Source organism: Pseudomonas sp. D(2018) (assembly GCF_005502555.1).
Lineage (GTDB): Bacteria > Pseudomonadota > Gammaproteobacteria > Pseudomonadales > Pseudomonadaceae > Metapseudomonas > Metapseudomonas resinovorans.
On sequence record NZ_SCOK01000037.1, the window covers coordinates 32,529 to 55,858 of the forward strand.

General features: G+C 59.2%; 18 protein-coding genes and 2 pseudogenes. 6 read left to right on the forward strand and 14 right to left on the reverse strand.

Annotated elements, in window-relative coordinates:
* Positions 1-64 precede the first annotated feature (64 nt).
* Positions 65-2,902 carry an AMP-binding protein gene (locus FFS60_RS20660; protein WP_137823015.1) on the reverse strand — a complete coding sequence of 946 codons (2,838 nt, stop codon included), beginning with the start codon at positions 2,900-2,902 and terminating at the stop codon, positions 65-67.
* A 494-nt stretch (positions 2,903-3,396) separates the two neighbouring features.
* Here FFS60_RS20660 and FFS60_RS20665 point away from each other — a divergent pair.
* The 3 genes and pseudogenes from FFS60_RS20665 to FFS60_RS20675 form a co-directional block, all read left to right on the forward strand.
* A pseudogene (locus FFS60_RS20665) lies at positions 3,397-4,030 on the forward strand (IS5 family transposase); the annotation flags it as partial.
* A gap of 48 nt (positions 4,031-4,078) precedes the next feature.
* Positions 4,079-4,171: pseudogene (locus tag FFS60_RS20670) on the forward strand (transposase); the annotation flags it as partial.
* A gap of 184 nt (positions 4,172-4,355) precedes the next feature.
* Positions 4,356-5,396 (forward strand): YafY family protein, encoded by a 1,041-nt coding sequence (locus FFS60_RS20675; RefSeq protein ID WP_137823016.1) that lies wholly within the window; start codon positions 4,356-4,358, stop codon positions 5,394-5,396.
* Positions 5,397-5,444: 48 nt separating this feature from the next.
* Here the strand turns inward: FFS60_RS20675 and FFS60_RS20680 are convergent, their stop codons facing one another.
* From FFS60_RS20680 to FFS60_RS28750, 7 genes are all read right to left on the reverse strand, one after another.
* A complete protein-coding gene (locus tag FFS60_RS20680) occupies positions 5,445-5,918 on the reverse strand; it encodes a hypothetical protein (protein WP_137823017.1) in 474 nt (157 codons plus the stop codon).
* A 90-nt stretch (positions 5,919-6,008) separates the two neighbouring features.
* The gene (locus FFS60_RS20685) at positions 6,009-6,578 is read right to left on the reverse strand and encodes a hypothetical protein (RefSeq protein ID WP_137823018.1); all 570 of its coding nucleotides are present in this window, start codon (positions 6,576-6,578) and stop codon (positions 6,009-6,011) included.
* A gap of 68 nt (positions 6,579-6,646) precedes the next feature.
* Positions 6,647-7,195, reverse strand: a complete 549-nt coding sequence (locus tag FFS60_RS20690; RefSeq protein ID WP_137823019.1) for a GIY-YIG nuclease family protein — start codon at positions 7,193-7,195, stop codon at positions 6,647-6,649.
* An 80-nt stretch (positions 7,196-7,275) separates the two neighbouring features.
* Positions 7,276-10,674 (reverse strand): TM0106 family RecB-like putative nuclease, encoded by a 3,399-nt coding sequence (locus tag FFS60_RS20695; protein ID WP_137823020.1) that lies wholly within the window; start codon positions 10,672-10,674, stop codon positions 7,276-7,278.
* Positions 10,675-10,853: 179 nt separating this feature from the next.
* Entirely contained in the window at positions 10,854-11,108 is a 255-nt protein-coding gene (locus tag FFS60_RS20700; RefSeq protein ID WP_137823021.1) for a hypothetical protein, read from the reverse strand.
* A gap of 136 nt (positions 11,109-11,244) precedes the next feature.
* Complete coding sequence (locus FFS60_RS20705) at positions 11,245-12,015, reverse strand: hypothetical protein (RefSeq protein ID WP_137823022.1); 771 nt, start codon at positions 12,013-12,015, stop codon at positions 11,245-11,247.
* Positions 12,016-12,018: 3 nt separating this feature from the next.
* Positions 12,019-12,183 carry a hypothetical protein gene (locus FFS60_RS28750; RefSeq protein ID WP_171016549.1) on the reverse strand — a complete coding sequence of 55 codons (165 nt, stop codon included), beginning with the start codon at positions 12,181-12,183 and terminating at the stop codon, positions 12,019-12,021.
* Between the two features lie 269 nt (positions 12,184-12,452).
* On the opposite strand from FFS60_RS28750, the gene FFS60_RS20710 reads away from it, so the two are divergent.
* The gene (locus FFS60_RS20710; protein WP_137823023.1) at positions 12,453-16,445 is read left to right on the forward strand and encodes a UvrD-helicase domain-containing protein; all 3,993 of its coding nucleotides are present in this window, start codon (positions 12,453-12,455) and stop codon (positions 16,443-16,445) included.
* Positions 16,445-18,631, forward strand: coding sequence for a hypothetical protein (locus FFS60_RS20715; protein WP_137823024.1), 2,187 nt, complete (start codon positions 16,445-16,447; stop codon positions 18,629-18,631). Before FFS60_RS20710 ends, FFS60_RS20715 begins: the two co-directional genes overlap by 1 nt.
* A gap of 178 nt (positions 18,632-18,809) precedes the next feature.
* On the opposite strand, the gene FFS60_RS20720 is transcribed toward FFS60_RS20715, so the two are convergent.
* On the reverse strand, positions 18,810-19,058 hold the full coding sequence (locus FFS60_RS20720; protein ID WP_137823025.1) for a hypothetical protein: 249 nt from the start codon (positions 19,056-19,058) through the stop codon (positions 18,810-18,812).
* Positions 19,059-19,494: 436 nt separating this feature from the next.
* Here FFS60_RS20720 and FFS60_RS28755 point away from each other — a divergent pair, with 436 nt between their 5' ends.
* The gene (locus FFS60_RS28755; protein ID WP_171016550.1) at positions 19,495-19,794 is read left to right on the forward strand and encodes a hypothetical protein; all 300 of its coding nucleotides are present in this window, start codon (positions 19,495-19,497) and stop codon (positions 19,792-19,794) included.
* A gap of 49 nt (positions 19,795-19,843) precedes the next feature.
* Here FFS60_RS28755 and FFS60_RS20730 read toward each other — a convergent pair whose 3' ends face one another.
* The 5 genes from FFS60_RS20730 to FFS60_RS20750 form a co-directional block, all read right to left on the reverse strand.
* Positions 19,844-20,581 (reverse strand): metallophosphoesterase family protein, encoded by a 738-nt coding sequence (locus FFS60_RS20730; RefSeq protein ID WP_137823032.1) that lies wholly within the window; start codon positions 20,579-20,581, stop codon positions 19,844-19,846.
* Positions 20,582-20,614: 33 nt separating this feature from the next.
* Complete coding sequence (locus FFS60_RS29475; RefSeq protein ID WP_137823027.1) at positions 20,615-20,905, reverse strand: hypothetical protein; 291 nt, start codon at positions 20,903-20,905, stop codon at positions 20,615-20,617.
* 13 nt (positions 20,906-20,918) lie between these two features.
* The gene (locus FFS60_RS20740) at positions 20,919-21,266 is read right to left on the reverse strand and encodes a hypothetical protein (protein WP_137823028.1); all 348 of its coding nucleotides are present in this window, start codon (positions 21,264-21,266) and stop codon (positions 20,919-20,921) included.
* Positions 21,267-21,565: 299 nt separating this feature from the next.
* On the reverse strand, positions 21,566-21,970 hold the full coding sequence (locus FFS60_RS20745) for a hypothetical protein (protein ID WP_137823029.1): 405 nt from the start codon (positions 21,968-21,970) through the stop codon (positions 21,566-21,568).
* A 252-nt stretch (positions 21,971-22,222) separates the two neighbouring features.
* Positions 22,223-22,702, reverse strand: coding sequence for a hypothetical protein (locus FFS60_RS20750; protein ID WP_137823030.1), 480 nt, complete (start codon positions 22,700-22,702; stop codon positions 22,223-22,225).
* Positions 22,703-23,330: the final 628 nt, after the last annotated feature.

Below are 23,330 nucleotides of genomic sequence, written 5' to 3' on the forward strand. Positions count from 1 at the left end.
TGCATGTATGACAGGAACACAGCGATTTGAGCCCTGAAAGGCAGCGGCTCGCTGCGTCACAAACTCACGCGGAACTCAGGGCGCGTTCGGATTCATCCAGGTGCTCCAGCAATTCCGCCCTCGCCGCATCCCGCAGGCTGATAGCCCCCGACCAGCCGGGCCCTTGCGCCAGCAATGGCGCGCACAGGCTGACGTGGATCGCTTCCCTCAACGGGAACCACTGGCCGTCACGCAGTACCGTGCGCGTGCCACGGATGGCGACCGGTACCAGAGGAACGCCCGCATTCGCGGCGAGCATGAAGGCGCCCATGTGGAAGGGGCGCAGACCCTGCGCGCGGCTGAAAGTCCCTTCCGGGAAGAACACCAGGGCCTGGCCAGACCCCAGCGCCTCGGTCAGGGCCTCACTGTCCGCGACGCTGCGTTGCAGGTCGAAGCGCTCGACGAAGCGCGCGCCGAGCTTGCGCAGGAACAAGCCCGCGATCCACTGGCTGGCCAGCTCGCGCTTGGCAACGAAGGCGAACCGTGGCGGCAGCGCCGCGCAAAGGATGACACCGTCGAGGTAGCTGGCATGATTGGCGGCCAGCACGCTCGGCCCACTCCTTGGCATGTGCTCCACGCCCTCGACGCTGAACGGCACCCCGGCCAGGCGCACAAACAGACGCGCGGCCAGCTGGGTAAAGACGCGGCACCAGCGCTGACTCGGCAGTATCACCACGCCCAGCCAGGTCAGCGGCGCGACCAGCCAGAACAGCAGCCAGATATAGACGGCGTACGGTAGGTTACGGCCCGATCGCCAAGCACGTCCGAGATAGCCGTGGAGGGTCTGCGCCAGCAAGCGCAGCACCTGGCGCCACGGGGCCAGGCCAGGCCGACCCACTTCGTCACGCAGGTACAGCTCGCGGCAGGCGGCCCGGCGGATCTTGCCGCTGGAGGTTTTGAGCACGCTCCGGGGCGGCGCCAGGACGATGTCGTCAGGCGGCACTCCGGCAAGGTCGACCACCACTCGATTGATCGCCTGACGCAAACGCTGCCGCGCAGCCGGGTCCTTCTCGGCACTTTCCGCCATCACCACCAGTCGATCGGTGCCCGTGGCCGGATCCGGGCTGCCGAATACCGCAATGCAGCCCTTCCGCAGGCCCGCGAGGCCTCCGACAGCCGCTTCGACATCGTAGGGGTAGATGTTGCGTCCAGCGCGGATGATCAAGTCCTTGGACCGCCCGGTGAGGTAGAGCTCGCCATCAGCCATGTAGGCCAGGTCGAGGGAGTCCATCCAACCATCGCGCAGCACCCGGTGAGTCTCCTCCGAAGCGCGGTAGTAACCGGCGCTGGTGGACGGCCCGCTGAATTGCAGACGGCCTTCCCGGCGCTCGGGCAACTCGATGCCATTGCCATCGACTATGCGCAGTTGGTGGCCCGGCAAGGGCCGGCCGCAGGAGGCGAAGCTCAGGGTGGCGCCGTCGTCGATTTCTGCGGGAAGGGCCTGCCCCCGGACCTGGAAAGCCTCGCGCTGCACCCGATCGACCCGCAGCCCACGCCCCAGTGGCGGGAAGGCTACACCCAAGGTGCCTTCGGCAAGGCCGTAGACCGGTGCCAGCGCACCGGGCTCCAGGCCGTAGGGGGCAAAACGCTCGGCAAAGCGCTGCAAAGTGCCCGGGTTGACCGGCTCAGCGCCATTGAGGGCTAGGCGCCAACTGCTCAGGTCCAGCCCTTCGAGCTCGGCGTCATTGATCTTGCTCAGGCACAGTTCGTAGGCGAAGTTGGGGGCCGCCGACAGGGTGCCGCGAAAACGATGGATCTCCCACAACCAACGTGCCGGCCTGGCCAGGAAAGCCAGCGGCGACATCAGCACGAGGCTGAAGCCGTAGTACAGGCTGCCCAGCCAGGCGCCTATCAGCCCCATGTCGTGGTACATGGGCAACCAACTGACGAACACATCCCGCGGCCCCACCTGGAGCGAAGTACCCATCGCGCGAAGGTTGGCCAGCAGGTTGGCATGACTCACCATCACCCCCTTGGGCTGGCCGGTGCTGCCTGAGGTGTACTGCAGGAAAGCAATATCTGCGGGTAGCCGCGTCGGCGTCATGCATTCCTGTTCCTCGCCCTCCAACTCGGCCACGCTGACGACTCTCGCAAGGCTCGGAACCTGGGACCGGAGCAACTGGGCAAGCAGCTTCGCCTCCGTCACCGTGACCAGGACCCTGGCCTCGGCATTGCGCAGAATGCCAGCCTGGCGCCGCAGGTGATCCTCGATCTGCGACAGGCGCAACGGCGGGTAGATGGGCACCGGGATGCCACCGGCCAGCAGGATGCCGAAGAAGCCCCGAAGAAAATCGCGACCGGTCGGCAACATCAGCGCCGCGGTTTGTCCGGCGCGCAAGCCACCGCGTTGCAGCCCCGCCGCCACCCGCCGCGCTTCGCGCTGCAAGTCCCCGTAGCTGATGTCCTCCGGGCGGTCGCCATCACCCAGCAGGCGCACATGGGTATGCCCTGGCTGATGATCTGCATGCCAGTTCAATACATCGACCAGGGTGCGTGCGGTATCCGGGGCCTGCCACTCGACGATCTCGGGTGCAACGGGATCTGCCGTGGAGGCTGGCTGGCCAGACCGGCCGGCGGAGCGGCCGCGTAGCACCTGCAGCACATCAGCGGGTGTATTGGCCGAGGCGAACAGCTCCTGCGGCAGACGCACGCCGAACTCGTGTTCGATACGCGACCAGAGCTCGACCCGCGCCAGACTGTCCACGCCTAAGTCGCGGTCAAGCACGCTGTGCAAACTGACGCGCAATCCCGGCGCCGCTTGTGGCCGCAACTCGGCCACGGTGCGCTGGACGACTCCGAGCAGTTTTTCCGCGTCCTCATCGAAGCCAGGAACGCCGTGGGTTACCGGAGGCGGATGAGACATCGAAGGCCCTCGCCAGGAAGGAAACTCGATGCCTTCCAGTATGCGCCCATGCCGGCGCTTTCGGACCTGTCGAAGACTTTCGACACTTCTTCGACAGTTGGCAGAAGCCAGAACGCAAAAACCCCTGAAACTCTAAGAATTTCAGGGGCTTAGGCTATCGAATATGGCGGGAAGATAGGGATTTGAACGCTACTAGCAGAACGCCACCGCCGCCCTGCGCAGACCCGATACCAGAGCAGTCAAAGGGTTACGGTTTGCAGCGTTCTGCACCGGTCTGGATTTTGCCCCAACGGTTTGCCCCAGAAATCTTGGGGCAAACGCCCCTGCCCCCCAGCCTCCGCAGTTGAGCAGCTAGCCAACAACTACATCCCGGAGGAGTCCTTACCGTATTGCCCTCCGTCATATCGTTTAACACTTTATGGCGACCCAGGCTGCTTATGTGTGCACATACCCCCGACGCCCCGTTCTTAACCTACAACTCATGCGTCACCGGGCGAGACGACGGCACGTTTGACCGAGTACTTGAGCGATTGCACGTCCGGTTGAATCAGGAAGGCTTGATCGATCTGGACACCTGGATAATCGACTCCACTGCGGTACGTGCAAGCCTCTTCAGGCGCCGGGAAAAAAGGGGGGGCAGAAGAACCGGTAGACCATACGTTGGGACGTAGTCGAGGCGGCTTGACCACCAAGATTCACCTGATCTGCGATGCCAATGGGATACCTCTTCGCTTCGTGCCGTGACCAGGGCAGGCCAGCGACATTGCACATGCTCAGCCGCTCTTGGATCAGGTGCGTCTCCCCGGAAAGTCGGGACGGCCTCGTAAGCGCTGCCGTTGGTTACTGGCAGGCAAAGGTTACGATGCCGAGCATCTGCGCCAGTACTGCGACCGCTACCGCATGCAGCCGGTGATTCCGCAGCGCACCATGAAGCGCAAACCCAAGCCAGGACTACCCCGGCTGTTTGATCGTCCGAAATACCGGCAACGGAACATCATCGAGCGGATGTTTGGCTGGCTGAAAGAGAACCGGAGAATCGGCACCCGCTACGACAAGCTCGCCAGAAGTTTTGGCGCGATGGTCACGCTGGCTTGCACGCTGCGATGCCTACGGCTGAATCGCCCCTAATTTCGTAGACACCTCCAAGCCTCATAATGAGGCCCGTTAGGAGGTGCCATGAGCAACCAGCGTTACCCCAAAGAATTCAAAATCGAAGCGGTCAAGCAAGTGACCGAGCGCGGCCTCCCCGTGGCCGAGGTGGCAGCGCGGTCAACCCACTGTCCGGGATGGGTTGACTACTACACTGCACTCTCCCGCCATCACAAGGTATTGTTGTGCGCAACGCGCAAAGCGCGCTGATGACGTCAGTTCCGTTGCCACTCCAAATTGCGCAGTGGATGTCGTCAGCCTGCGTCAACGAAGGTACTGCTTGGCTCAGGGAAAGGAGTAACAAGTGTCGGCATCTCAACACAGCGCTAAACGCCCCGACAAAACAGCCCGCCGGCTGCTGCACATGCTCACGATTCTGCCGCAGCGCCGCGAGGACGCGATCAGTACGCCGGACTTACACGAAAAGCTGCTCCAGGCCAAATTCAAGCTCAGCAAGCGCACCTTGGAGCGCAACCTCTGTAACCTGACGCAGCTCGACGAGTTCAGCTACTTGCATTCGTATGTGGATGGCCGCACGAATCGCTGGTGGTTGAGTAAGAAAGTGCCGCAACTGGCCTTGCCGCCCAACACAGCGCTGACGCTGTCCATGCTCATTGACCACGCCCGCCCGTTCTGTGCCTCGGCCTTGCTGGACGACTTGGAACCCTTGTATCGCCATGCCAAGGGCATCGTGGAAAGTCACTCCTCGGATTGGGGCAGTGACCGCGACTGGTCGAAGAAGATCGTCAGTCACACGCGTTTCGTGCAGTTGCAACCCGCAGCGGTCGACCCCGATGTGCTGGGCAACATCCAAAGTGCGCTGCGTACCAACTGCGCCGTCAAGGCCCTGTACCACTCGCGCAACAAGGGTACCGATCACGAGATCGAAATCAACCCGCTGGGCCTATCATTCCAGGACGGCAATCTCTATCTGGCCTGCACCTACCGGGGAGAATCGCTCGTTCGCGCCCTACCCCTCCACCGCTTCAAGCGGGTCGATCCACCCGGCTGGGCCTTCGCGGAGATCCCGGCCAATTTTGATATGCGGGAGGAGGTGAAGAAGCACAGCTTTGTCACACTGATGTCCGACGTGCCGATCAGGCTCGAGCTGCATGTCAACAAGGCGATGTTCGAACGGCTCTCAGAAAACCCCCTGCACCCGCAGCAGACCCTAACGCCCGACAGCCAAGGTGGCGGGGTGTTGAGCTGTGACATCCTGCACAGCCAGGGCCTGGAGTTATGGCTGTTGGCGCAGGGCGACAGCGTGGAAGTTCTGGCGCCGGCGGCCCTGCGCCACGAGGTGGGGGAAAAGGCGCGCAAGACGGCTTCGCTGTATTCCGCGTGAACCGGCTGACGCAGATGCCCGCTGGATAACAGACCGGCGCGGTTGGGCCTATTCCTCCACCCCCGCCGAGGGTGCCTTATCAGGGGAAGCGGCAGGTACCGGTCTGCGGATCAACAGCGCGAGCGCCAGGAGCACGATAGGGACGGCAATGACCCAACTGTGCACCGTCCTCAAACCGAAGCCCGCTGCGGTTGCGCCCAGCGCCCCCACAACGCTAAAGATTACGGTCATGGCGACAGCCCCCACGGCAAACGCGACGCCGCCCGTGGCAACGCCCAAAGTGCCCAGAAAAAGCGACGCAACATATCCCGCAAGTCCACCCGCGCCTGCGCCGGCAGCGATTCCGCGTCCCCCGGGAAGGACAAGCTCGGTTGTGACGCCAAGCATCCAGGCAGAAGCTGTTCCGATGATCAGGAACATCACGGCAAGCATGACTTGAACGGTTCGCTTGAGCCGTCGAAGTGCCAGGAATAACAGGCAACAACCAACCAAGACGCCCAAGACCAGCACACCAAGTTTCATGCTGACGCTCCTCTCGATTTGCTGAACTGAACATTAGCAATGTGAGGCACAGGTCGCCCCACTTGGTCGAGATCGACCGACTGCGCCGCCTTACCGCCCCAGCGCGAGTGAGCGACGCAGATAGCGGTAGAACACCTCAAACGATGCAGTCGGCAGGTCATCGGTGTCCAACAGGCCGAAGTGTTGCCCCACGCTGCGCCCGACATACAGCAGCGTGCTGGCGGAGCTCTCCGTGCCGGCAAAGCCAAGCAAGACCAACAGTTCCTGCGGGCGCTGACCTGCCTGCCGCGCACACTCGGTCAGATACCCCACCAGCCAAACGTCCACCAAACAGACGTGCTCCCCCGCAAGACCCGGCAGGAAGCAGTCTTGCCCTCCCGTGGCTTCGAGCAATCCTTCCCAACCGCCATGGGCAATGATCTCGAGGCTCGGCACGGTGCGAGCGGTCAGGTCGAACTCCGTCGTCCGCAGGGGGAAACAATAGGCCTGCGCGGTGGAGGCCTTGTTGATTAGCTGGCCACCGATCAACCAGTCCTGGAAATCGCTCGCAGTCGTACGGCCCGTCGCTTGCTTGCGGAAACTGAGGTAGTGCCCCAGCACCTTCGGGAACGGATGGCCGGTCGGTACCCAGTTGATGGTTGCATCGTCACGCTGTGCCACGGGGGATTCTCCTTGCTCAGTGAGCGCCCGGTATAGTAACGGATTGGATTGCTTAAGCGGCGAGCGGATTAGCGAGCGCCTTGGCGTCCAAACATCGGGCTGCTTGCCGCCCAGAGCCCATCTTCTATCGCCTGAATGACCTCCTTGGGCACGTCTGCGGCAAAACGCCAAACCTGGATCTTAAGGTCACCCTCGATGGCGGGTAGCCAATGGCAGATCTGCATCGCATACGTCCCTTTGGGCCCGAACCCCAGATGCTGTTTGAGTCGGCTCATCAAGGCGCTCGAACTGCCCACGTACAGCATGTGCGAGGCCTGATGGAGTCGCGCGTAGGCACGTCCCCCCAACTTCTGATCCTTGGCGTCGCGGAAGGCCGCATGCAGGGTGTCCCGCGCAACCTGCTCCGACACGGCAATTCGGTAGATGTATTGAGCGCCGGCCTGGGCGCTCTCGGCCCAGTCATCCAGTCCGGCCAAGCCGTCCCGTGGATAACCTTCACGTATCGCGGCGAACGGCAGCGACAGGGTACGGCAGGATTCGACAGAGGCGCCCTCGATGCGTGCCGCGAGCGCACTGAGGTTCGCGGCAATCTGGGTCAGCAGGGTTTGATCGATCATTGTTCCGACTCACGTTCACAGATCCAGGACGGCGCGCGCGAGGGTGGCCCCACCCCACCAGCGGCCATTGCCCGAGTACGTCACCGGGACGCGCCGGGGGTTCCGAAGTCAATCAACTTGCACAGTGTATTCACCAGCGCCATCTCCTCAGGCGTCCGGCACCGAATCGCTGTCAGCGCTGGGCTGGCGACCACGCACGCTAAGGATTTGGCGCGACTGACCGCAACGTTCAGGCGATTACGCGAATACAAAAAACCGATGTCGCGGGGCAGGTAGTCTTCACTGGAGGTGGTCATCGAGACAATGACGATTTCCGCTTCCTGACCTTGGAACTTGTCCACTGTCCCCACCCGGGCCCCGTTCGGCAACTGGGCTTTCAACAACTGTACTTGCAGGTTGTAGGGAGCCACCACCAGGATGTTGTCCGGCCGAATCGGATGCTCATGGCCGTGCTTGTCCACATAGCGTTGACTCAGGAAGTACCGGTACAGCTCGCCCACCACCGCAGCTTCTTCGGCGGAACTCTGGCTATTGGCATCATGCACCACGGGATGGAAGTACAACCCCGTCGCCGGCACCTCTGGGCGGGCACCATCCAAGACCAGCACTTGGTGCTCGGTGCCCGGGGCAGCCGACAGTTGGCCGTCGTAGACGGCCGCTGAGATGAAGGCGCACACGTCCGGGTGCATGCGCCACGACTGCCCCAGAAAAATGCCGCGATCCGCCGGGATCGCCGCCACGCCGTCGAGCAAATAATCCAACGCCGAGTCGCCCGAACGTCCCGGGTGTTGCCCCTTGATCGGCTGCGCCAGCTGCATTTGATCGCCCAGCAAGACAAGGTTGCGAGCCGCCATCCCCATGGCAACCAGATTGGCCACGCTCACTTGGCCAGCTTCGTCGACAAAGAGGTAATCCAGCTGCTCAACCAGGTCGGCGTCGGCAAACAACCAGGCCGTACCAGCAATCAACGACGCCCCCGCCTGCCAGCGCTTCAGTATCTCCCCTTTGGCGTCATACGAGGTGATGCAGGTGCCGGAAAACTGCGTCTCCTCCGCCCCGGCCGTGGATTTTTTCAGTCCGGTAAAGCGGAATGACGCTTCTGCCGCGCGGCTCTCCACTGCATGCAGCAGGTTGTTGATCGCATGATGGGAGTTGGAGGTAATCCCGATCCGCATGCCGGCTTGCAACAGATCAAGGATCACGTGTGAACCGGTGAAGGTTTTCCCGGCACCGGGCGGGCCTTGGATAAACAGCACGCTGGCGTCCAGGTTGCGCACCGCCTGCTTCACCGCGTCCAGCGGTGCCAGTCCAGGGCGCAGCAGGGATAGTCCCGCATCCACACCGACCAAGCGCGGGCGACGACGGACGAGGAAATCATCAATGGCCTGGAAGGTGGGGACGCCGGTCAACACCGCGTCGGCATAGCGAAAGAGCGCCTCGCGCAGCACGTTCGAGTTCAGCGGGCCACCCGGGCCCATGTCGAAGTAAGGCGGTGGCTGCCGATCTGCGCTGCTCTTGAAGGTGGCCAGGCGCGCCTCCAGATCCAGTTCATGCAAGGTGACATCCTGGAGGCTTTCAATGACCTTGCCAGTCGAGCCACTTCTCAGCTTGGTTTCCTGCTCCGGGAAACGGTACTGAAACAGGTAGGAACGCTTCTCCGGTATGGGCGGCTGCGCGGTGCGCTCCAGGCCAGCCAAACTTTCAATGTCTTGGAGCAGTTCGTCGTTGTCCATGTCCTGGCGCTGGAACATGCCCCACCACACCGGCTTGTCTGCCCGGCGATGAAAGTCCAGAAGCTGGGAAACCAGCTCCCTGGCGCGCGCGTCATCGCCCCACTGACTGCGATCCTCCGACAACCCGGCCAGCAGGCGCTGGCGATAGCGCTCAAGGCGCACCTCAAGCTCACTGGCCCCTGCCTCAACCATCTCAGTCGACGCACCGTCCGCGTCGTGCCGCATGGCTACGCCCTCCGGGCGGATCGACAGCAACCAATTGCGCAACAGGTAGGTAGAACGCACGTCGTCTTCGTTGTAGCGCTCAATCATCTCCAACAGCGCGGGGTCTTGGGTTTGCTTCCATCGTTCGTAAAACACGATGCTGGCGCCGGCATTGGTCACGTCCCCGGCCCGGCGTCCCATGTAGAAATGCTCGATGTACTTGATGGAATAGCTGGGCTCGGAAACCCGAATGGCTTCCCGTACCACCTTGTACAGATCGATCAACTTGCCGTTTCGCAGCAGCCAATCGACCTGAGCCTCGCGGGTTCCATGCATGGTCATCAGACGCTTGAGCGCCGTCTCTTCATAGCTGGCGTAGTGATAGATGTGGGCTTGGGGGTAACGCCCGAGATGCGCCATCACGAAGTCTATGAAGGACTCGAAAGCCTGCTTCTCGGCGAGTCGCGAATGCGACCAAAAGGGTTGGAACCGCAGCCCCTCGGCATCATGGACGTACAGCCCAAACAGGTACTCGAGGCCGCCGTCCTCCAAAGGATCCCCTTCCATATCGAAGAACAGATCGCCCAGGACAGGCGCCGGGATTCGCTGAAATCCGCGTAGCCCCGGCTGTTGCGGCAGCAGCTCATACAATGACTCACCGCGCAGTCGCCCTTGGTGTTGCAAGCGCGCCTGGTGCCGTAGCTTGGCCAAGGTGTCGACGTTGAGCTTGGCAACCCGCATCTCATCGGTGGATTCCGCCAGTTGCCGCAATGTCCGGATGCCCGCGTGGTACAACTTTTGAATCTGCGTCCTACTGATGTTGGCCACCGCCGAGAGGTGGTCATCCTGAGCACGTTGCACGGTACAACGCTCGCGCCAGCTACAAAAATTGCAGTGCTCACAGGGCTCTGGATAGGTTTCGGGGTGTTCCTGCTGGGCGACGAAAGCCTCGAATCGCCGCAGCACACTTTCGAGGTAGTCGGCATAGTCTGCAACCCGGAACGACCGCTCACTCTGCGCCGAGCCCCCCAGCACGACATGCATCTGAAGGGGAGTGACTCCTTGGAGCCAGGCCAGCAGGCGCGAGTAGAGGGCCAACTGCACCAGGAATTTCGCCTTGGGGGCTTTGGCCAGCTTGGTGTCGATGACCTCGTAGCTGTAATCACCCAAGACGGAAGGGTGCGGCACTTTGCGGAGGAAGTCCGCGTGACCGATGTACATGCCGTCACGCAGCGTCGCCTGGAACAGGATGTCGACGCCCTGCTCCATCGCTTGACGAGTGCGCTCTACCCTCTCATCCAACGATCCGGCGCCGCTGGCGGCGATATCGACCACGGTTAGGTGCTGCTGTCTGAGGTGGTCGAGATAAGCCGCCTCGTGCTCCAGGCCCTTCTCCTGGATCAGGCGATTTTCATCGCTGTCTGCCGCCTTCTCCAGCGGCGATACCAGGTGGATCAGATCGGTGGCGGTGAGGTGCTGACATTCCAGGTAATTACAGATGTCAGACGCCGAGAACAATCGGACTCCATCAACGCGGTGCATGCACGTGACTCCTTGGCAGATTTCGCCCAATTCACCCCAGGCGCAGAAGCAGGCTAACGCCCACCTCCGACATTTAGTGTCGCATTGCTTCGGCCGCTGTCCGTCGGGCGCCGATCCAACCGGCGTAGTTCGCCGGGAGGTAGCGCGCCCGCGCAGGATTACAGTTGGCCAGCTAGTGTCTACTCCGGCTTCCGATCCCGCTCTCTTGCTTCGAGCATCTCGAGCTGGCGCTCCAGGTCAGCGATGAAATCATCAGCATCGATTTCGAAAAACTCCCCTCTGGCAGCCTCCAAAATACGCTGGGCGAACTCTTCGCTGTACTCGACCGGTACTCCCGCTTCCTCGGCTTGCGCTTCCAACTCTCGGCAAGGCTCCTGAGCGACACCAGCAACCTCGGGAGAACCGTTTACTTTTTGAGTTTTTTTATCGCACATAAGCCACTCGTCCCCTTGAACTATGGAGCCCCTGCCGACGACCTTCAGGAAAACGCTCTGATCATGCAGGAACCTTAAGAAATAGTCTGAAGCACTGCTTTTTGGTTCACCCTCTGCCTCTGCCTCTGCCTCTGCCTCAGGCTTGGCTGGTCACAAGAAGAGTAAAGCCATACCGCTCCTCCTCGCCCGCCAACGTGCAAACGCTCACACGGCAGTCCATCGGCAGGACGTCCTCCAGCAATTGGCAGACATCGACATAATTGCCAATGGTCAGTGAGTAACCCTCAAGGAACAGCAAGGCAGACAGAACTTGGGAGCCACTTGAAATCAGTCCCCTGATCGACTGACGCAACTCATCCCAACTACCAGCTTGAATGTAAGTGCCGCGCCTATGCCCGAGCTGATTACGGTGCGCCAAATAATCACGCCAAGATAAGCCAAAAAAGCTGCTGCCACTCAGCACAAGAAGCAGGTGAGCGAGGTAGGCTGCCAGCGCTGCTTCCGATGACCAGTTGAATCCAGGATTTACCGTCGGCGGTGCGAGGTAGTGGAGACTAAATAGCTCAGTCTGCGTCGAGAGCTCTGCAAGTAGCTCAGTCGGCAATCCGCTCGCGTCAGCGACGTGGATCTCGTCGAAGGTTCCCAGTAAGGGCAGGCACCAACTCTGCACATGCAGTGCTATCGACACCTCTGGCCAACGACTGCCCACCGGCCTCTGGATCAACGGCATCAGCAGCCTCGCCCAGGCTCTCGCCTGGGCGTCCGTGGCAGTGAGCACGGCAATCCTTAGCGTTTGGCCATGGTGCTCCGTTCTACAGGACGGAACGTCTGTCTTGTGCCGTTCAACATCGCCAGTCGCTACCAGGCATCGGCGCAGGCTAGAGGCCATTTCGTCCACAATGGCCATGCTTTAACGTACCTGCACCGGTGCGCTAGCACATTTATACCCGGGGTACTGAGCCTCTGCCGTCACGCGTGCCATTTCCGAACTGATAGCCCGGACGCTGATGGTGAGATTCGCTTTTTGCCCGGCATTCGGGACAACCCGTTGCAGAAACGCGGAATAAGTTTTCATGACCAGCCTCCTGAGTCGTACCGGAGACAGTCTCTAACCACATCGCGACATAGCGTGTCGCAAGAGTCGACTTGAATTGCGAGCAATGCATTCAGCGGCTTCGTACACCGAAGTTCATGCGTGAAGCAGAACCTGCCTGCATTGACCAAGTGCAGCGTAATGGGTAAGCATCAAGGTGCATAGAAATTAAGCACCTTGAATAAAACTGGCATGCTTTGGCATCGCCGCCACGAACGAACGGGTTCCACGGAACCGCCAAGGATTTGATCATGACCGCATCCTCGCTTGAGGACGTGTTCGCACGTCCACACCCGCAACTTGACCAAGCAACGCAACAGTTCCAGTACTGCGCCTATCGCGAAGCGCTGACCTTGCTCTTATCGAGCGAGCAGTCCGTCATTCATTCGATTCCCGCTGGCGCCGGCTCCGGAAAAACCCGCCTGCTCGTGGCACTCATTAACGGCTTGCTCCGCTGCGGCATATCCAGCGACCGCATCGAAGCCATTTCATTTACCAACGCCTCAGCCAACGACTTTCGCCGCAAGCACATTGAGTCCTCCATTGAGGCACCCACCGATCTGGGCCTGGCAGCAGAAAATATTTGCTTCAGCACGATTCACCAAAGCGCGATGAACATGCTGAAGAAACTGCAACCCCATATGGGCGGGGTCGCGTACTACTTCGAAGATGCGGGAACTGGCGCCCAGGATGATGAGGACGAGGAGCGGCGACGGGCTGTACGGTTGGCCCTGTACTCGTCGGTAGTCTATTCCAACGGCGACTCGGCGCTGTTGGACACGCTGGCCAACTACGCCGACCAAGACGAGAAAACCTTCATCCTGGGTGACCTCGGTACCAGCAATCACCTGGAGCGCGCCCGCAAACTCATCCGCGAGGATATTGCCAGCGACGCCGGGCTGGGTGCCTTCACCAACATGGCCGAGGGTGGGCCAGACTATTGCATCGCGGTCGCCACCGACGCCCTGATGCGGTTGTACAACGCCAAGATTCCCCTGAACCAAAAGCGCGACATTTACGGGGTGCCACAGTTTCTGGCCGTCGATGAGGCGCAGGATCTCGACTTCCTGCAACTGCTAATGCTGCGCGCACTGGCTCTGAATGGAGCCTCGATCATTCTGGTGGGGGATAGCCGCCAGACGCTCTACGAGTTTCGCCAATCGCTGTCGGACTACCCCTTCCTCCAGCGATTTATGAACGACTTTGTGAAAGGCACGGACATCCTGGCCAGCATCAGCAACCATGCCTTACAGACCAACTATCGCTGCCGTTCCGAAATCATCGAAGCTGCCGAAGAAATATCGAAACGCGCCGTCGACTACAGCGAAGAGCGGCAACGAAGGTTCACCAACCAAGGCAATATCCAGACCATCGTCGACCCAGAGCACATTGCCCTAGGCAAGCCCTTCATCACGGAAGACACGGCAGCCGAGAAACAACGCGCAGCCATCACCGTGATAATTGGCGAGCCGGCCAAGCCGACTACGCACCAAGCGCCAGCCCCAGTGCGCCGCCAGGGGGGCGCACTCGGCTTGCTGCCTGAGTTCGCCGCACCGTCTCCGCAAGCGAAACCGAAAGCCAAACCCAGTAAGCGCACGCCGATCCAGAGCCTGAGCGGCGGAGAGAACGCTGCTCGGATTCGCGCCCAGCTCGCCAACCTCTATGAACGGGCTAAGGCTGGAGAGACCGCCGCCATCATCACACGCGTGGGCATACGAGATGACGATGTGCGCTTTCTCGAAAGCCTAATCAGCAGCGTCGATCCGGAGGCGCGCGACAGACTCACCTTCAACCTGATAAGCCCGCCTAAGCACACGCCACTGGCAGAGTACTGGTTCCCCGACAGCAACCATGAGGCCAAACACCAGCTCCCCTTTTCCAGCCTCATGGTTGCAGGCGCGCTAACCTACATTCTGACGTCCGATAAAACCACCCAGGATCGCTTGCGCATCGCAGGACGCAGGAGCCTCAACAGTATCTACATCACCCCCGAAGGGATCCGCGAACAACGGCAGCAGGGGGAGCACGTCCACACCATCGCCGAAGAACTGAAGCTTTTCTTCAATGCGCTGCATTCCAAGCTGGACGACCTGTTGCCTGACGTCGACGCAACTGAGTTCATCGCAAACACTGATGCGCTGCGACTTATGGTTGCTCGCTTCACCTTTGACGTCATTGCTCAATACGGGCGACTCCTCTGGAAGGTGCGACAGAAACCGGACTCGCACCCTTGCCGCTTCCACCAGATCGCCTGCGAATTCCTCTCCGGTCGCTATGAGGGCAATGCCATTCGCCCGCTGGCGGAAACCAAGGGCTATCTGAAGCTCATGTGGCGCGCCCTGGCGTCCACGCGCTTTGCCCTTTCGGAGCTCGACCGCACAACCCTGCGCAATGCGGGCCTGGCCCCCGAGCATATGGACGCGGACACAAGCCTGGCCAGCTTCGCCCAGCACCTGAATGACTACTGCTGCGTGAAAGGCCAGCGCCATCGCGGGCTCCTGGAGCAGCGCGAACGCTTCCTCCAAGACCGCGAGACGATCTACGACGAGTTCTCCCAACTCTGGCACATCAAAACCCGCACCTACATGCGGGAAATCGCCCGCTGCCTGGGACGCGAGGTTCGGGCCAATCCCAGCTCGGCCGAAGAAGGTTATCGCCGTGCGGTCTGGGACGAGGCATATCAAAACGCCAAGTACAAGGGTCGACTGACGCTCACCTACAAGCCAGATAAAGACCAGTACGGCGGCCTGTTCGCCGACTTGGTTGGCGGGATGAAACATGATGCTGTGCTTCAGAAGCGCAATGGCAAAGCCCAGCCCCCCGCCGACAAGATTGTCATCGACCTGACCACGATTCACTCCTCAAAAGGCTTGGAGTGGGATCACGTGCTGCTTTACTTTCCGCAGCCGAACGCCAGAGACAAAGACACCAGTTTCAAGGCGTGCCGCGATCTGATCTATGTCGCCATCACCCGCGCAGCCCGCACCCTCTGCATCGTGCTCCAGAAGCGCAAGAAGTGGGATGAGAGCCCTTCAGATACCGGTATCAAGGTGTTCGTAGAGCTGATGCACCGATGGGCGGATGACTTCGGCTACTACAACCGGGAGTTGGACTGGGGCGAACTGACGGCTCACGAGAGCCCGGAGACAGTACGCGTCTTTGACGAGACCTCCCACAGTGAATTGGAGCGCTCGCAAACCTGCCGCATGCATCACTACTTCCAAGACATGCGACGCGTCTCCACCATGGTGCCGCTGACACCTCCCGCCTACGCCTTCTTCTTCCACAGCACCATGTCGGCCATCTGCGCGGCGTTCATTAATCAGCGCCTGCCCTCCCAAGTCGACCCGGCCATCCTCATCTCGGGCGCGGTCGCGCAGATTGTCGAACGCCGACTGGACGAAAGCTCGGCATACCGATTTCTCAAGGCCCAGGTACCCGATGACCTCTATGTCCTGATGGAAAGCATGATCCCCATGTACTTTCTGGGCGACCGTACACGCCACCACGACGTGCTCCACTTCTATACCGAGGCCTTTGCCCACCACCTGGCCGCCATTACGACTAACTCGCAGCTGTTTGTACTGCTAAAGGAATACCGCCATCGAGCTGGCTATCGAATCCTGATCGAGAAAAGCATGCGGAAAGTCCTGAGCGGCACCGCTGATGGTTTGCTGCCTGTCGTCGGTATTCCCGATATCAAAATCGTGGGGCCAGATCTGATCTATGTCGCCGACTACAAAACCGTGCCTCGCCTCGAAGAGCAACAGCGAAGCGATGACGAGCTCGAAGCCTACGAGCAGATGCTCTCGAGCAAAACGCAGCAGCAGGTGAATTACTACCAAGGCATGATCGACGTTGGCCGCGCGTGCAGATACTTGGCGGAAATATTGTACGTGGCAGACATCACGCTGATGGAGCATGAGTCACCGCCCGATACCTGTGCGACGCTACCGGACATCAACCAAGGCCCCAATTACAAGGTTGTGGTCGGAATAGAGCACGCACGCGTGCTGTACACCGACCGGTTTGACGCGGAGCAGTTCGGCGAAACCGCGCAGCAAATCCAGACGCTTCGCGAGACGTACCGCAACAGCACAACGCGACCAGAGGGCATGTTCCGCCCCGAACCACTGGTCAGTGGTGGCCTGGGTGAGGTCACCGCCGATCAGTGCCGGCAATGCAGCAGCGGTGTCCATTGCCCCTTCAACAAGCATCTGAATCTGGCGGAGGTGCTGGCATAATGAACACCCTCCAACTTCGCCTGTTTCAGGTCACCCCCTCCGAGCGGCTCTTGGATCAACCCGCGCGCCCAGCAGCAACGGCCCTCCTGGACAGCAGCCTCATAGAAGACATAGGCACCCGACAGCGCGTGGCAGAGTCCCGCACTGTGCGCGAGCTCTTCATGTGCTTCACACCGGGCACTAAAGACGGCAATCGGCGCCTGACACAGGCAATGCACCATGTCCTGGCAACACTCGAGACACCAATAGCCTGGGACGCCATTCAACGCGGTATACGCGTGAGTGACTACGCCGAGCTGGTGAGCGGAACCTATCGCAACTTCCAGTCCGCGCGATTCGCCAAGGTCAGCGCCGACCACGCCGCAGACGGCAAGCTCATTTTTAACGTTGCGGTGCGCAACCAAGGCCTGTTCAGTGAACGACTGGCTGTCGCTGACATCATCGAAGATTTACTGCAAGTCAGCGGATCACGCCCTCTCCATTTGCCTGGGTTTGATCAGCTCCGCAACCACAGCTGCGTCATCACGGGATTCAGCCGCAAACCTTTGTACTATCACCTGGAAGGTAGCCAGGAACGGTGGGCAGACTTCTTCGTTCGCCACGGTCGCCTCGCGCCTGCTGAGATAGAACGACGCATGGCATCCTATGAGGCCGGACACAAAGCAGACGCTGAGATTCCTATCGCCTGGTGCCGCCACGGACGAAGCGGGAAGACCTATGCCTACCCTGCTGGCGACTTGGCTCTGACCGCCAGCACCGCGCTGCAAGGCTTTGTCGAGGATCGTCGTAGCAAGCGCCTTCCCGCCCAGTTGGAGGAAGCGGGGGATCTCTGTGCGGCAGGCTTCAAGACCATCCGGGCCGGCATGGAAGACAAGTCTCTGGTCTTCGACGCCCTCGAATCGGCCCTCCAGGAGTGGTTCACTCCGGCGCCCCCCCGCTCAGCCCGCTACATTGAGCTGAACTACGAACAATCGCGAGATCTGCGCCGGAAAGCTAAATACAGCCTCAAGACTCAGGTCGCCTCTTCTGCCGAGCTTGCGGAGCTGAACCGTCAGAACGTGCTGCTCTACCCTATTGATGGCACCAGCGAACAAAGCAAGAAAGTGTTCCTGGGTTTTTTCAATGGCGGCCAAGCCGCGAAATTAGGCTTGAACTTCGAGGTACTGGATTACCACCAGCAGATCGCCGTTGAGCAGCCTCTAACCCTTGTGCAGCGCATCATTGAAACCGTCGGGCCAGGCGCAAATGTGGTGATGGCCTGGCGACGCCGGAGCAATGGCCAGCTGGCTAACAACCGAATGATCGAATTCGAGTTCATGCGACACGGTATCGCTGTCCAGCACGTTGTCGATGAGGGCCAGCGCGGCAATGCCAACAAGGTGGGACACCTGCTCCAGGGCATGCGCGAGAAATTCGCGCTTCACCCGCCCCGTGCACTCCAGTCTGACATGCCCTTTGATCTGGCACTGGGCTTGGATGTGTCTCGTTATGGAGGGCTGGACATACCTGCGTTCCCGGTAATGGTAGACAAACATGGGCAGGCGACACTGCACATGCCGGAGACCTTTGAGCGGGGCATCAAGGAACGACGCTCGACCAACGAGCTGATTACCGCCCTGGACAACGCCACCTGCGGTCGCCCATTGAAAGTGCTTTTCTTGCGCGACGGGTACGCCTACGAAGACTATGACGCCATTGCGGCGGCCCTGCCCCACCTCGAACTCACTGTGTTGTCATTGAGAAAAAATTTACTTGGCGCGTTTGCGACGGACATGCCAACGGGCGAACTCTATGCGCTGTATGCCGATCACGATGCCAATCGCTTTGTTTTTGGCGTGAATGCCCGTCTGGGTGAGATGGCTCGCGTGAACAGCGTGCACATGGTGGAAATTGTTCGCAACCCCAGCGCCTACGATAAAGAAATGCTCGGCAACGTACTGATTGAACTCTCGCAACAGAACCGCAGCAGCGAACTTGAAATTGCCAGCCTGCCCTTCCCCATCGCCTATGCGGATCGAAGTGCCTGGGTGATAAGGGATATGATGCAGGACAGACAACTTCGCAAATACGTACGCATACACTATCCCAACGCAGTGAATGCACTTGGTGATGAAGGGATTTACATCTACTCGCTGATTAGGGAGTATGTGCTTAACCGTTCTAACGGGTATGCATTCGCTGTGTAGCGAAAGTAGTACATACTTCAGCGATCGGATTGGCCACCACCAGATCAAGCATTAGCGCTTCGTCGACCTTGAGGTTCAGCCGGTTGGATTACATAGCCCTACGTATGGATTTGTCCCCACCGAACAGCAACATACAACCGACTATGACCCAACCCCCATCTACTGCCGAGCCGAGCGGCTACTTCTTGCGCCCCACCCGGACAAATAGGCAGAGCCAGGCCCAGACGAGCACGCCCATGAGCTTTGCCGCCTCCACGAGAATGGCGCGATCAAGTGCTAGCACTTCCTGGGCGAATGTGTGGAACGGGTGGTCGGTCAGGAAGGGAGCTTCAATCCCCCAGACCAACACGACAGCCCACCCAACACCGACCAGCCATAGAGTCATCCATAGCGACCACTCAACAAATAACCTCTGGGCATTGTTCATTGCGCAATCCCTTGCCTTCAGCTCCGAGTTAGCTTAGCCACGAAAACCGAAACTACCCCATGCCCGCCTGACCTACTGTCACCACACCGGCAAGCCACCCGCTCCCTGCTATCGCTTGCTCTGCCGCCCGTTTGGACTCGCCCCTATTCCCCACAGCTTGGCGTATCGCCAGAGAGGGCTTTGCGATATCCGCAGAAAACCACGCGGCCTACCAGGTCGCATACACCAGCACTACCTTTCACACCGACCTCAGTGTCCGAGGCACGCCGGATCAGCAATCGTCCGGATGGTGTGTGCTGGTAACGCGGCCAGCAGCAGCCTGGCCCGGGCGAACTCTTTACGCATCCTGAAACCCCCTTCAGCCGGCTGGGTTACATAGCCCTACGTATGGATTCGTCCTAAATGGCAGACACTACTGGACGCGCGGAGGTGTCAGGTGAACGCCTTGGGCGCAAAGTTTGAGAAACGTCTGAAGCGATTGCCAACCACCACGCGGGTGGAAGCTGACGATCACGTAGAAGCTCCCGCTGAGGGTGCGCAAAATCCAAAAGGATCCCCGCTGCTCAGCATGGAGAATGTCAGACGTTCTCATCCTATGACCATCTTGAAACCGACCGGTAGGCTCCGCTTTAACATGCCGATGCACCACGCCGATACCACAGCAGGAAACTATCGTGGCATTGGTGAGGTATGCGGTTACCGGCTCACCGAATGGGTAGTTAAAAGCCTGCGCTAAGCGGTCTGCGGCATACCGAGAGAGTGCGTTCATGACGAGCTCCAAATGACTAAAGCGTAAGTACCAAGCTTGCGTTGAAGCCCGTTTTTTCGCCGGGATACCCTCGCGGGTTGCACACCACCCGTGTACCCGCCACGTCATAGTCGACTGCCACATGCGAGTGGCCATGCACCCAGAGGGCGACTTGATCATTGCCCATAAGGTCTTCCCACCGATTCGCATAGGCGGCATCTAAGTGAGTTCCTGCTTGCTGATTGCCCTGAAGTGAGCGCAGCGTGGGCGCATGGTGGGTAATCACCACGGTCTGCCCATTAAATGGGGTCGCTAGCCTGGCACGCAGCCAGTCCCGCGTTTTTACCGACAGCTCAATCAAGTCAGCAGGCCGGATGCGTCGGTAGTTTTCCGTCCGAATTTGCCGGAAGTCGTTCATGGCATTTTGAGCGCTGAGGGATGCCATGGGCGGATTACCCGTCGCGGCAAAATCCGTCCACATCGTAGCACCGAGGAAACGCACCCCCGAGATGATGACCTCATCCCGATCCAACACCCGAACCCGCTCATCCTGAGCCGACCGCATCTTTTGTAAGGTGCGGCTCAGATGCCCACCATAAAATTCGTGGTTGCCGGGGACATACAGAACCGGGCCAGAAAAGACCTGTTTGGCCCAGGCTAAACCGCGTGCTTTGACATCGATATCACCAGCCAAAATGACCACATCAGCATCAACCACTTCCGGCACGAAAGGGCTGATTTCATTGTGCAAGTCTGACAGCAAATGAATACGCATCATCATGTCCACGGCTTGGCTGAGGCGCACAAGTTACGACTCACCGAAAAAGTCATCGCGAGCAACCCGGCCAAACGCTTGGTCATCAACGGGCTGCTCGTCCTCAAACAGCCTGTTAATCCGCCGCTCTTGCCGAAGATACGCCAGCGTTTGAAAGAAACAGGGCTCACACAAATGCACGCGGTAACGCTCGCCGTCATGCTGTGAGCCGTATCCCCACAGAGCTTGCAACGTACCGTGTTGCTGGCCGTAGCCGGGTACGTGAGTGCTGCATCCGCACACATCGCAAACGATGTCGGCATGATTTTGATTGGGGTCATGCATGGCAGATTTCCTACTACTGAAGGCGGCACCGCCGTGGGAGCGGTACCAGCTTTGCGGACTGAAACAGCGCGATCATCTGGTGCAGAGAGCGACGGCCGCCTTGCGGGTGAAAGTTCACAACGACAAAGCAATCGTGGTCGTACGTATCGATCAGCCAACGGCCGTCACATTCGACCGCTGCCACAATTTCTGTTGGATCAATTCGCTGGCCGTTCTGGTACGACCACGCGTTGTACGCAATGCCGACTATGCAGCCGCATTGTATGCGCGCGTCGACCAGGTAGCCGGTAACCATGTGTCCTCGGTATGGCTGAAGCAATGCTTCAAGAAGGCGCAGTTTTTTGGCTGTGGTCAGCGTCATGCTGCATTCTCCGCCGCCAGCGGGTCGACCAACTCTTTGAGGGGCGGTCGATACAGATGACGGGACTTGGTTGTACGGGACAAGAATCACGCAAATCGCCTGTGGAATTTAGGTACCGCTAAAAGATGAGACGAGCATCAAAGGCCCCATCCAGGTTAAGTGCTCTCCTGTCATCTTCACGGAAACCTGGCATTCGTTAGCTGCTGCCACAAATACCGCAACGCACATCTACATTGCGTGAGTGGACTCCATGCATTCACTGCTCCTTTTTATGATCGCGTGCAGCAGCAATCACATGTCTAGAAAATCTTCACGACGGTGGACAGCTCCGCTCGCTTGCGCAAGCCACTGCCGACCAGGACATAGAGCGTGTTGCGGGTGCGGAAGCAGCAGCCCTCGCTGAAGCTAAGCAGCGGCGTTGTGCGCACCCAGTTGCCGACGTCAAAACGCCGATTGCTGTCATACAACACGCTGTCGGCGTACAGCATCACCGACTCCTGACCAGCCGCCTTCAATTCCTCTCGCACACGGTCAGGCAGAATGAGATCGATCCATATCCAGTTACGCACAACGCAGTAAGGTTCCCCAGGGAAGTGCATGAACGTCTTAACACGCTCCAACGCCTGCTCCAATGACATCTCGATGCCAGGCATGACCTCGCCCGGGCCGTAAAGCAAGTCCGCCACCTTCTGTATATCGTCCATAACGCCCTTCGGAGCTTTGAATTTATTGGACAACAATCCAACTTAAAGACAAAAAAGCTCCATCCCGGTCAACTTGCACCGAGAATCAACAACACAAACCAACGATATCGAACCGGGATATATAAGTTATTGGCCACACAATTTATATAGCCAGCAACCGTGAACCAATCCCTTTATTGCACGAGATCAGACATGTGGACAGTATGATATCCGATGAACTGGCAGCATGCACTCCACCACCCCGCCACCCCATCAAGAGTCACTAGGCGGGGCAAGGACATACTCAACCTTATTCAGGTCGGGAAATTTGTAATAAAATTCCGCTCCCCTCGCCCTCACATAGGCTTGGGTGACCAATTTTTCACAAATACGCCCCATATAGATTATTGATTCGTACCCCGGAAACGTTTTAGCCATCAGTTCAGTCATACCACGGACACAAAGAATAAAATCCTTCTGCTTATATCCATAAGCCGCACAGATCGCTTTTGGATAGCTCCCCGCCTGCCCTTCGCGCAACTCGGGTGCCACTCCGTCCTTGGTATAGACGCCAAATATTCCAACCAGTTTTGGTGGTAACTCAGAGAACAAGACCTCCTTGAATCGATGAACAGCTTGACCATCCCAAAACAATTCAACTGAGGCCACCCACAGGTCAATAGAATTCCCAGCATCCTCAAGCAGAAACCGAGGAGAACTAACGGAAACGTTTATTCGCTCGAAAACCGACATCACTTAGACTCTCTCTAGAAGCACCGACATTCACAATATCTTAAACGGGTTTTCGGGCCAGTCAAGCACTTTCCAAACACAATTTCACGCAACTTGTCAATATATACATATTAAAATTAGAACACCCCATCCACGCATGGAAAACCTTTTTAAAAGACATTAGCCATGGCAAAGAAAGTGCATCACCGAGAGCAGAGTCAACAACCACCGCCCTGCACTCGCCACCCCCAATTTTTCACGGGGTTACTGCTGCGCAAGTTTGGAATTTCCCCCAAACCTGCCGGGGCAGGCAGCCCCGCTCCCTATCTACTGCTCGTCACCAAACTCACCACGATATCGTGAACGACGACTGCCACTCAGCTTTAGCTAGGTCGTTTACGCTTCGGATCTAACGAGTGTTCCGTACGGTACAGGCCCAGCCCAACTTCCCCGGGCAAGGCCACTCCAGCGGCAACAACCGAATGGTGCAGGACGCCTGAGTCGCATTTCCTACGCCATGTGGGTGTACCAGATGGCACAGCGACCCCGCTTCAGGATTCAAGGAGCCCTGTACCATCTGGTACAGGCCTGCGGCATCGGCTGATGGGGTACGCGATTCGCGCGGGTGTACCAGATGGCACAGCGACCC